The organism is Nitrosomonas sp. Nm34 (assembly GCF_900113925.1).
Lineage (GTDB): Bacteria > Pseudomonadota > Gammaproteobacteria > Burkholderiales > Nitrosomonadaceae > Nitrosomonas.
Map to the genome: position 1 here is coordinate 1 of NZ_FORD01000070.1, position 10,891 is coordinate 10,891.

At 45.5% G+C, this 10,891-nt stretch carries 10 protein-coding genes; 6 read left to right on the forward strand and 4 right to left on the reverse strand.

Annotated features, from left to right (window positions below; translation table 11 throughout):
- Window positions 1-366 precede the first annotated feature (366 nt).
- Genes BM283_RS19030 through BM283_RS15640 form a run of 3 tightly spaced genes read right to left on the reverse strand, consistent with a single transcriptional unit; the run spans window position 367 to window position 1,177 of the window.
- On the reverse strand, window positions 367-543 hold the full coding sequence (locus BM283_RS19030; protein ID WP_175492184.1) for a hypothetical protein: 177 nt from the start codon (window positions 541-543) through the stop codon (window positions 367-369).
- A 20-nt stretch (window positions 544-563) separates the two neighbouring features.
- Window positions 564-845 carry a hypothetical protein gene (locus BM283_RS15635; RefSeq protein WP_090694754.1) on the reverse strand — a complete coding sequence of 94 codons (282 nt, stop codon included), beginning with the start codon at window positions 843-845 and terminating at the stop codon, window positions 564-566.
- 17 nt (window positions 846-862) lie between these two features.
- Window positions 863-1,177, reverse strand: a complete 315-nt coding sequence (locus BM283_RS15640; RefSeq protein WP_090694755.1) for a hypothetical protein — start codon at window positions 1,175-1,177, stop codon at window positions 863-865.
- Between the two features lie 406 nt (window positions 1,178-1,583).
- On the opposite strand from BM283_RS15640, the gene BM283_RS20360 reads away from it, so the two are divergent.
- Entirely contained in the window at window positions 1,584-1,718 is a 135-nt protein-coding gene (locus BM283_RS20360) for a helix-turn-helix domain-containing protein (protein WP_302848302.1), read from the forward strand.
- Between the two features lie 40 nt (window positions 1,719-1,758).
- Window positions 1,759-2,358 (forward strand): IS630 family transposase, encoded by a 600-nt coding sequence (locus tag BM283_RS15645; protein WP_254776406.1) that lies wholly within the window; start codon window positions 1,759-1,761, stop codon window positions 2,356-2,358.
- Window positions 2,359-2,574: 216 nt separating this feature from the next.
- Here the strand turns inward: BM283_RS15645 and BM283_RS15650 are convergent, their stop codons facing one another.
- The gene (locus tag BM283_RS15650; RefSeq protein ID WP_090694758.1) at window positions 2,575-2,970 is read right to left on the reverse strand and encodes a hypothetical protein; all 396 of its coding nucleotides are present in this window, start codon (window positions 2,968-2,970) and stop codon (window positions 2,575-2,577) included.
- A gap of 2,263 nt (window positions 2,971-5,233) precedes the next feature.
- Between BM283_RS15650 and BM283_RS15655 the strand changes: the two genes are divergently transcribed.
- The 4 genes from BM283_RS15655 to BM283_RS15665 are packed head-to-tail and all read left to right on the forward strand — an operon-like array spanning window position 5,234 to window position 10,450.
- Window positions 5,234-6,148 (forward strand): HAD family hydrolase, encoded by a 915-nt coding sequence (locus BM283_RS15655; protein ID WP_217646559.1) that lies wholly within the window; start codon window positions 5,234-5,236, stop codon window positions 6,146-6,148.
- Window positions 6,141-8,333 (forward strand): glycoside hydrolase family 65 protein, encoded by a 2,193-nt coding sequence (locus BM283_RS15660; RefSeq protein ID WP_139225307.1) that lies wholly within the window; start codon window positions 6,141-6,143, stop codon window positions 8,331-8,333. Before BM283_RS15655 ends, BM283_RS15660 begins: the two co-directional genes overlap by 8 nt.
- On the forward strand, window positions 8,330-8,491 hold the full coding sequence (locus BM283_RS20690) for a glycosyl hydrolase family 65 domain-containing protein (protein ID WP_175492185.1): 162 nt from the start codon (window positions 8,330-8,332) through the stop codon (window positions 8,489-8,491). The genes BM283_RS15660 and BM283_RS20690 overlap by 4 nt, the downstream gene beginning before the upstream one ends.
- Window positions 8,492-8,509: 18 nt before the next feature.
- Window positions 8,510-10,450: a putative bifunctional diguanylate cyclase/phosphodiesterase gene (locus BM283_RS15665; RefSeq protein ID WP_090694759.1), complete on the forward strand. Its 1,941-nt coding sequence runs from the start codon at window positions 8,510-8,512 to the stop codon at window positions 10,448-10,450.
- Window positions 10,451-10,891: the final 441 nt, after the last annotated feature.

Sequence of the window (10,891 nt, forward strand, 5' to 3'; positions counted from 1 at the left end):
CCCACTTTTTGCCATAACTCCACCAGAAAACACAAAAAAGCTTAATGCTTAACAACAAATTCTGACTACAAATACGATTCATCCAAATTAAAAATGAATTTCTGGCAAATTCGCTCTTAGTTTGGATGCTCGTGCAATATTCGGGTTAGAAGGATGGGCGCACTATAGGTTATGTCAGCACCCAAACTAGATCAGGTTTGTTAATAACGAGGTCTTTAAGCAAATAGGGTATACACCTTATGCTGGTTGTTTGAAATGCTAATCTTTCGAGTTTGTGGGGTTATGCTGACAATACTCGGCGATCTTCATTAGGGACGATGCTTTCTTGCGCCCTAACATGATGCCCTGGCGCTGAAACCAGGCAGTCTAACTGCGTGAGCCATATTGCGGGGTCTTTAAATATTGTTCATCCATCATACGCAGCAGAACCAGATCAAGATCGGCATAACTGATCGGTTGCGGTTGATAGTAATAGGTCGAACGTGCCAGATTCAGTAATTGGCATTGACGAACCTGACTAAGACTCCCATGGGGCTCAATCATCTCTTTGCGTTCTACAAGACTTAATGATTGAGCTTTCTCACTAAAAAATCGCGTTCTACCGCCAATTGACCAATAACCCGGTGCAGGTCATCTGTTGTATGTCCCTCCTTATTAGCGGCAGTATTATTTTTAGAAAATAGCTCGGCAGCTTGCTCAATGAGTTGCTGTTTCCAGCTATTGATCTGCGTGGGGTATACATGATAACGGGCTACTAATTGAGGGACAGTTTCATTACCGCATATCGCTGCCAGCGCTAGTTTTGCTTTGAATTCGCTCGAATATTGTGTGCGCTTTTTACTCATTGTCATTAAACTCCTTTTTAATTCTGCCAGAGCTTAACAACCTGTACAGTTTTTGGGTACCACTTCATCGCGTTGGGTTTAGGCAAAGTGAGTTCCACATCATCGCCCATCCCATCATGCCCATCCAGAAACCATCGAGCGGGCACGGGATGAACTACCCCATGCCCGGCCCCGCAACCGCTCCGCAGCGCCCCACTATACACGCGTGAGGGGCCAGTTTGCGCCCTACTATTCCCCGGAACGCGGCAGGGCCGGCCTGCACTATCCGCCGCACCCGCCTGCCATCCAGCTTGTCTTTCGCTGCCTCGCCTCCTCGATCCTGTCCGATGCACTGTTAACCGCCTCCTACAGCGCCTGGCCGACAAGTGGACGTAGAGTATGATGGCCTAGAATGCATGCAATAGAATTGAGGATTTTCTTGACATCCTCAAAATAATCCACATTGCTTTTTACAAAATATCTTGCTTAGATCAAAACTACAGAACCAAACAATATAATGATAATATCTTGATTATAAATGATATTATTATCTGTATAAAATTTAATCGATCCAATAAATATTGTTACAAATAACCATCTTAGCAACAGTATTTACAGATTACCCACAAAGTTATCCACAGAAATTGTGGACAAATAACAATTTAATAATAGTTGTAACCTTTCACATCAATAAGGTTAATACCGGCAGTACCAACCAAGCATATAGAATAACCAGATAATTTTGATTGCAATGTAAAGATGGCATATTCATTGGATTTCCGCCGCAAAGTCCTGTCTGTCCGGAAGAAAGAAGGACTTACGATAGCCGAGGTGGCGGCCCGGTTTGATGTTGGCGTAGCTAGCGTGCGCGCTGGGTTAAGAACATCCATCTAAACCTCAAGGGTTTCGCCAACGCAAGATTGATCTTGAGGTATTGCGGCAGGATGTTCGCGATTATCCTGATGCTTATCAGTACGAGCGGGCAAAACGTTTGGGTGTAGCGCAGAACGCTATTTTTCTGGCGCTCCAGAAGCTTGGTATCACCTATAAAAAAACTCTGAAGCATCCCAAAGCAATTGATCACGCACGGCGCATCTTCCAGGAGAAGATCGTTGCTTATGAAGCTGCAGGCTGGGCCATTGTCTACATTGATGAAAGTGGATTTTCACAGGATGCACGGCGCGCGCACGGTTATGCACCTGCTGGCCAGAGATGCCATGGCACCCATGACTGGCATGCGCCAGGTCGTATCAACGCGATCGGCGCCCTGATCGGAAAGCTATTGCTCACCGTCAGCCTGTTTGCAGTCAATATCAGCGCTGATGTATTTCACGAATGGGCAATGCAGGACCTGTTGCCTGAATTGCCGCCACATGCCGTCGTTGTGACGGACAATGCCACGTTCCATCAGAGGCAGGATACGCAAGAGGCCATACAAAACGCTGGGCACACCCTTGAATACTTACCCGCTTATTCTCCTGATCTTAATCCCATTGAACATACATGGGCACAGGCCAAAGCACTGCGTAAATAACAAAACCAGCCCGTTGAGATGCTCTTCAGATCCTATACATTCTGAATCATTCTTAACTGATTAGGCTATAGTGCTAACGTATAAAATAAAAGCAGATATATAAAAGAAAAGCCGCGTATCTGCAATCGATATCGCGGCCTTTTCAGGATTCCTTGTCTTCTGGAATGTAGATGTTTTTATTCTAAATATTGACTAATTGAATTGAGGATATACAAATTATTCGGTTAATAAACTGAGATCTCGTTTTTGTTGATCCTGTGCCATTCTTTTATGAATGGCAGCTTCATTCATATTCTCTTTGATAGAATTTTCTAAATGTCTGATATTAGCTAAAGTGTGCGCCTCAAGGTCTTGCCCTTTTCGTCCGTAATAGTAAGTATGTCCTTCATATTTCTGAAGCAATTCTTGCTGTACTTCCAGCTTTGCTTTCATCTCTTTGGCCACATCTTCGTAATGTTTAGCAACAGCCCTGTGATCATTAGAGTCAATGGAACCCAATTCAACATTACGAATTTCATTGCTGTGATTGCGCGCTAATGGACTCATTTGGGCACACCCAGACAAAAAACCAAGTGCCAATATACCTATCCAGAAAGTATTCTTTTTTATCATAGCACCTCCATCAACTTAACTTTGCTCCTTCATTTGCTAAAGCATTTTGATCATGTCTTACTTTGAAAATAACTATGCTGAGAATACGTTCTTTACAGGATACATCTTATATACAATCTATCTTTACTCAGGATATTTCTTTCTCATTCCCAGCATCTATAGTTGTGATCATTGCTTATGATAAGAGTATGATTTTAATACATTACCCCTACTACCAAACCATTATTAATTTCGCATGTTTCTATATTATCAACTTAAAGAACAAAAAATAAGTGCTAAAAAAGGAAATTTATTGTTTCTCTATGAGATACAGTAAAATTATAGGATGCTTAAACTTAAAATATCAATATGGGGCTCAAAAGATTAAGTAAATAATGGACAGAAATTCGCGGCTTTGAAAAAGCTTAGCAAGCGCATATCGAAAGCACCTCCACGGGCCGCAGGATGTGCACCTTGGATGGCTCTCCCCCTATGCCTGCCCCGCAGCGGCTAACTATGCGTGCCTGGGGAGCCAGTTTGTACCTAACTCTCTCACCGGTACCGAGATAGTACCGACCACAGAGTATAAATTACCGCTGAATTACTAAAAATAAGGCACCCCGTAAATAACAAAACCTGACCGTGGATATGTTCTTCAAATCCAGTACATTCTGAATCATTCTTAACTGCTAGCCATAAAAGAAGCTGAAGGAACAAAAAAGTATACAAATGCATTATTGACCGCCTATTTGCCATTCTTTAGCATCCATTATGTGAAAGAGCTCATGAGCGCAAGATATGCAAAGAGAAAGCTTCCATAGATATTTTGTTTTGTATGAAACTGATTCTGAATAGTAAAAACCTGGACCAAGCCTAATCTGACACAGGTACTCAATCATATCAGCAACTGTACGATTTGACCTGAGCTAGCACATTATAGGAGTAAAAGCCATGTCAACCGATTTCACTAACTGGCAAATTTTTCAGAGTAATGAGGATACATTATTCATTCAATCAATCTACATTAGAGGGTGATAAGCTTACTGGAACCGGTTTCGGATCTTTTGCTGACTTTAAGATCAGCTGGGATGATGGAAATGTTGGTTCATATTAGGTATGCTTGATCATGATATACGCTTAGTCGGCATTGCTTTTTTTGTTGATGACCCCGTCACCCAAACAACGTGGGTTAGCAGTTAACACTTAGCTTAGAGCCGCTAACACAAGTCATCTACGAAACGTGAGAAGATAACGGCTGCGGCTAAAGAGATCAGCGCAAAGTATAGACATCGAACCTGCGCTCGAAATGGATGCGCAACTTGCCGAGTGAAACAACGAACAGAAAGCCTATACTGTCACCAAAGAAATCCTCTAGACTACTACTGTATACACGATCAGTGGTCCCGGTTAGTGCCAATGAAAGCTAAAGCGTAGTCGAGTTTGGCTTAAGCGGGATGAACACCACGCTATCACCCGTCCAAGCGCGGTCAGGAGAGCGCGGGATAACTATCCCCCCATGCCCGCCCGCCCCGCGACTGCCCCGCAGCGCCCAAATATGCGCGCCTGAGGGGCTAGTTTGAACCCTCTTCTCTTCCCCTGTGTCGAGGTAGTACCGGGCATAAAGTATAAATTACCGTTTAGTTACTAAAACGCTATCAAAATGAAGCACTGCGTAAAAAAACAAAGCCAAACTTTCAATATGTGCTTCAAATCTTATATCCGATATTCTGCGCCCTTTTCATAACTCACTGATAATTCTTGATTAATTTTTCAGAAAAAATGGGTATAAAAAAATATCTCAAGAAAATTCAGATAATTGCGAATGGGGAGGCGGAATATCGGTTATACATTAAAATTTATTGTTAATTGGTTAAGCTATAAATAACACCAGACGCCTTAAAGCATGATTGATGCACTAGGTTGTGACTCCAAGCCCGTCTGATACGCTCGTACTGATACGCGGATGAAAAATGATTCTTCACGTCCTGCTCCAAAGTTCCCATATTTATATATAATTAGAATAGCAAGACAATAAATCACAAAACAGCATCAAGAATCTGAAGATCGGTTTGGGTAAAGAATATACTTTCTGAAGAGTTCAAAGCAAATGCTGCTTTTTTCCGTATTAGCATAATTGCTCATAACCTATTTATTCTTTTCAGTCTTTCTTCCTATAAGTTTGACTGTATGTTCAACTTAACGTATATTTTTCAACAGAGAGTTATTATTTTCTAATACTCTTTCGTGCTTACTGCGAACCATTTGAATCTATTGGAGTTTCGCTATGAGTCAGCATTATATACGGATCACTCCGGATCGCTTCGATGCTGTACTGTTTGACCTCGATGGGGTGCTTACATCCACTGCAAAGATTCACTCATTCTGCTGGAAAGCCATGTTTGATGCGTTCCTTTCCCAGCACGCAGCAACAACGCAACAGCCATTCCAACCTTTCGATATCGAGCATGACTATACGGATCGCTTCGATGCTGTACTGTTTGACCTCGATGGGGTGCTTACATCCACTGCAAAGATTCACTCATTCTGCTGGAAAGCCATGTTTGATGCGTTCCTTTCCCAGCACGCAGCAACAACGCAACAGCCATTCCAACCTTTCGATATCGAGCATGACTATAAGCAGTATGTTGACGGGAAAACCCGGTACGACGGAGTAAGAAGTTTTCTTGAATCACGCAATATCTCCCTCCCTGAGGGAACACCAACAGATCCTACGACCGTTGACACAGTGTGCGGCCTTGGTAACCGCAAAGATGAACTGGTACAGGAGACTATTAACCGATGTGGGGTCGAGCCCTACGCAGGGTCAGTCGCCCTGGTTCGGCAGCTTCGGAAATTAAGTATTCACACCGCAGTGGTGTCATCCAGTGCCAATCACGAGCAAGTATTGCGGGCAGGTATCCTTGAGTTATTCGACGTTCTGGTCGATGGTTCGATTGCGAGCGAACTCAAGCTTCCCGGCAAACCGGAACCGTCGGCATTCCTCAAAGCAGCTGAGATGCTAAGTACAAAACTTGATCGAGCTGTGGTTGTGGAGGATGCTATTGCTGGTGTACAGGCAGCTCGAGCGGGAGGGTTTGGTTTGGTTATCGGCGTAGATCGAGAAGGTAACGATAGTATCCTCAGCTCCCATGGCGCAGATATAGTGGTGGCCAATCTAGCGGAGCTAGTTGATGATTAAGCGCGATCTTATTCTTCCACCGGAAATTCTCTACCCAATCGAAGAATGGCGCTGGGTCGAGAGCGCTCTCTCTTCACAATTTCTGGCTCAGGCAGAGACCATATTCACTGTATCCAACGACTATCTTGGGTTGCGGGGCGCATTCGAAGAAGGTGGTCCTGCATATCGACATGGAACGTTTGTGCATGGATTTCATGAGACCTGGCCAATTTCTTATGCGGAAGGCGCTTTCGGTTTCGCCACAACCGGGCAGACAATTACAAATCTTCCAGATCCCAAGATCATACCGCTGTATGTTGATGATGAGCTATTTAATATCTCAACCGCCCGTATTCTTCAGTATGAGCGTGCTCTCGACATGCGTGCTGGTACGCTCGATCGCCAAGTATTATGGGAAACAGCTGACGGCCGGCAGCTTCTGGTTGAATCGCGCCGTCTAGTTTCATTTTTCGAAAAACATATCGCAGTGATTTCTTATCGGGTGACCGTTCTCAACGCTCGCGCTGCACTCGTCTTATCTTCTGAGATCGTTGAACATCCCCTTCCCGAAAAGAACGAATACAACGATCCTCGGCCCGCACAAGGTATTGCTGACCAGGTACTCTGCCAACAGATGGCAGAAGGAAGGGGGCAGCGAGTCATTCTCGGATATCGGACAAAAAGAAGGGGTATGGCACTAGCTTGTGGTATGGACCACACCCTGGAAACAGATTGTGTTTCATCGTCAGAAGCAAAGTGGGGAGAGCACGGAGCGCAGGTTGTATTTCTCATCGACGCAGAACCCAACAAGCCAATTGCACTGACTAAGTATATTACTTACCACTCTTCCCCCTCAGATGAGACGGGCGAACTTAGTGTCCGCGCGGGCAGGACGCTTGAGCGTATTGTGCACCATGGGTTTGAAAAGCTCCTCTCCGACCAGCGAGTCTACCTGGATGATTTTTGGAAGCAGAGCGATATCCAGATCAGTGCGCAGCCACCGCGTCTACAACAGTGTTTGCGCTGGAATTTGTTCCAATTGATCCAAGCCGCAGGGCGAGCCGACGATACTGGCATAGCCGCCAAGGGATTAACTAGCCAAACCTACGATGGACATTATTTCTGGGATATGGAAATGTATGTTCTGCCGTTTTTAATCTACACTTCACCACGGCTCGCGCGTAATATTTTACGGTACCGCTACAGCCTTCTTGACAAGGCACGCAAACGGGCTCGCGCAGTAAACCAGAAAGGCGCACTATTTGCTTGGCGCACCATCAATGATGAAGAAGCATCAGCCTATTATGCGGCAGGTACTGACCAGTACTATATCAACGCTGCGATCGCACATGGCATTATCAAATACGTGAACATCATTGGTGATCAAGATTTCCTTTATGAATGGGGAGCGGAAATTCTTGTGGAGGCCGCTCGGTTATGGTTTGACCTGGGCTTCTTCTCGGAGCGCCAGGATAGACATTTTTGTATTCATCGAGTCACGGGCTCAGATGAGTATACTACAGTGCTCAATAATAATGCCTATACCAACTTCATGGCTCGGGAGAATCTCAGGTTTGCTGCTGATGTAGTTGATAAGATACAAGCAAGTAGCGAGAAACACCACCACACACTGGTACTGAGAACGGAGCTTAAGCCTGGCGAGGTATCAGATTGGCGACGGGCGGCAGAACAGATGTATATTCCCTTTGATACACGCTTGCAAATACACCCGCAGGACGACCCACTCCTTAATCTGGAACCGTGGGATTTCCAAAACACTCCGCTTGATAAATACCCGCTGCTCCTCAATTTCCACCCGCTTGTTATTTATCGGCATCAAGTGATCAAGCAAGCAGACATCGTGTTAGCAATGTTCCTGCTTGGGCACGAATTTACCCTTGAACAGAGGAAGCGTAATTTTGACTATTACGACGAGCTGACAACAGGCGATTCTTCACTCTCAGCTTGTATTCAAAGCATTGTTGCATTTGAAGTCGGGTATGACGAGCGTGCTCTCAATTATTTGATTAATGCTTTGCTCATGGATCTTGCAGACGTCGGCGGAAACGTGAAAGATGGTTGTCACATTGCTTCTATGGGTAGCACCTGGATAGGAGTAGTTTATGGAGTAGCCGGTTTGCGGGACTATGGAGGGCGCTTACCTTTTATCCGAATAAGAAAGTACAGTTTTTGCAATTTCGTTTGACCATCCGTGGCCAAATACTCACAGTAGAAATCAAGGAAAGTAGGGTAGCGTATCGCTTAGAGCAAGGAGAGAAGCTGACGATTTACCATAAAGATGAGCGCAGCTTGATTTACAACCAGGGGAGCCAGTTCACCGATCTTAAATTGAATTTATCTTAAAAATACACGTGAGGACGCATGGAATACTCTGCTAATGAGCCAAATAAGGACAATCCGGATTCAGCGCTAACAACTAAGGAATTACTGACGGAACTCGAGGGTGTTACCCGTGCTCTCAGAACTTTGAGTGCGGGTAATCATACTTTATTGCACGCCTCGGACGAGCAAGAATTGCTACACGACATGTGCCAAGTCATTGTGGATAAAGGTGGCTATCGTACGGCAGGCGTCGTATATGCGGAACACGATGAAAACAAGAGCATGCGTTGGATGGAAGGTATCGGCGTAGACAATGCCTTTATGAAAGCACTTCATCATACTTGGGCCGATAAAGAAATGGAAATAGGCCATACTGCAGCTGCTACTGCAATCCGCACCGGTCAGCCCAGTGTGGGTAGGCACATCCTCACCGATCCAGTCTATGCTGCTCCTACTTATGTCTCAATACGCGAGTGTGCGATTAAGTTTGGCTTTGCAGCGGTTACCGCCTTTCCCCTCCGGATGGAAGGAGAAGTACTCGGTGCTATGGTCGTGGGAGCGATTGAACCCGATGCTTTCGGTGAAGAAGAAGTGAAGTTGCTCGGCGAACTGGCCGATGATTTGGCTTATGGCATTACCAACCTGCGCATGCGTATCAACCAACAAGTATGTGAGGCTACCATTGCCCGCTTGGCTTATTATGATCCGCTGACTGAATTGCCCAATCGTACCTTCTTGCTCGAGCATTTACGAGACGCCATTCAAACCGCTAAACAACAACACCACGCCCTTGCTCTCTTGCACCTGAATATTGGCCGCTTTCGTGAACTCAATCAAATCTTGGGTTATCACGCGGGCGATCAGCTGCTGCAACAGCTGGCTCAACGGTTGACGCATACTATCAAGAAAAGCGATACCTTGGCGCGAGTCGAAGAAAGCGCGTTTGCCTTGCTCTTGCCCAGCGGAGGAGCCGACTATGCCGTACAGATTGCACAACAGCTAACCCTGGTATTGCATGACCCTATTGAGGTAGCAGGTTTGCTGGTCGACCCTCGCGTTAATATAGGCATTGCTCTGTTTCCCGGCCATGCCACCGAGGCAGATGTTTTGCTGCGACGTGCCAATATTGCTACCCATGAAGCCAGCCCTGCCCGAGGCGGCTATGCCTTCTATACTGGAGGACAAGAACAGGAATGCACCCGGCGATTGTCGTTAATGGCAGATTTACGCCAAGCTATCGAACAAAATGGGTTATCGCTGTATTGCCAGCCCAAGGTTGATATCGCATCACGGCGCGTAAGCGGGGCCGAAGCATTGGTACGCTGGCAGCATCCCGTGCATGGCATGCTCCCTACCATAGAATTCATCAAGCTCGCTGAGCATGCCGGCTTGATTACTCCGCTGACCAATTGGATGCTCGATGCAGCCTTTAGCCAAAGCTATATCTGGCATGAAGAAGGAGTGGAGCGAGCTTTGTCGGTGAATTTGTCCGCGCATGATTTATACCACCCTCTGCTCATTGACCGCATACAGGGCTTGTTTTCTACTTGGGGTATTCGGCCGGAGATGATTCAGTTTGAATTAACTGAGAGCGCCTTGATGGAAGATCCAGCAGGAGCGTTGGAGATATTAACAAAATTGAAGAAATTTGGTACCCGGTTATTCATTGATGACTTTGGCACAGGATATTCGAGCCTAAGCTATCTGCAAAAGTTACCGGTCGATTCAATTAAGATTGATCAGTCGTTTGTCATGCCCATGGTAATAAACAGTGACTCAGCTGCGATTGTACATTCGACCATTGAGCTTGGGCACAATCTTAATTTGGAAGTGGTAGCGGAAGGGGTAGATAGTCAGGCTGTATGGGATCACTTGGCAGAGCTGGGGTGTGATATAGCGCAAGGCTATCTGGTAAGTAGGCCGATGCCGGTAGAACAATTCAGCAATTGGGAAAATGAATGGGCGCGCATGCCATCTTAGTGCAAGCGATTGTTGATCATCTGGCAGGCATTGAAGCAGCCTTCGATATTCAAACTTGCACCCGCTATTCACGAACTTCAAGATAATTCGCCGCGCTACGGCTTTGTCGGTGCACGGCGATGCTGTGTATAAGTAGCGTGAGTTCTACATAAGAATCATTACACTACGGCTGAAGGAGCTTGGCGAAGTCTGATATTAAGCGAGGGTTTCTCCTTACGAATAATGATGAGACTCTTTTCCGAAATCCATTACCATAAGCAATTCAGATTCCTTTTGCTGATTTTATTATACCTAGATCACGTTATTGAAGCTGTCAGATCAAGTTCGAGCTAATACAGTTTATACAGTTTGCCTCAGCATTAATTTGGCTTCGCTAAAATGTCAACAGAATCTATTCATTTGCTTTTTGCCAAACCCCCACAATACCAGCTCCACTTGCAG

Coding starts and splice junctions, on each gene's coding strand:
- BM283_RS15660 (WP_139225307.1), top strand. CDS start 6,141: ATGATTAAGCGCGATCTTATTCTTCCACCGGAAATTCTCTACCCAATC.
- BM283_RS15665 (WP_090694759.1), top strand. CDS start 8,510: ATGGAATACTCTGCTAATGAGCCAAATAAGGACAATCCGGATTCAGCG.
- BM283_RS15635 (WP_090694754.1), bottom strand. CDS start 845: ATGAGTAAAAAGCGCACACAATATTCGAGCGAATTCAAAGCAAAACTA.
- BM283_RS15655 (WP_217646559.1), top strand. CDS start 5,234: ATGAGTCAGCATTATATACGGATCACTCCGGATCGCTTCGATGCTGTA.
- BM283_RS20360 (WP_302848302.1), top strand. CDS start 1,584: ATGGCATATTCATTGGATTTCCGCCGCAAAGTCCTGTCTGTCCGGAAG.
- BM283_RS19030 (WP_175492184.1), bottom strand. CDS start 543: ATGATTGAGCCCCATGGGAGTCTTAGTCAGGTTCGTCAATGCCAATTA.
- BM283_RS15650 (WP_090694758.1), bottom strand. CDS start 2,970: ATGATAAAAAAGAATACTTTCTGGATAGGTATATTGGCACTTGGTTTT.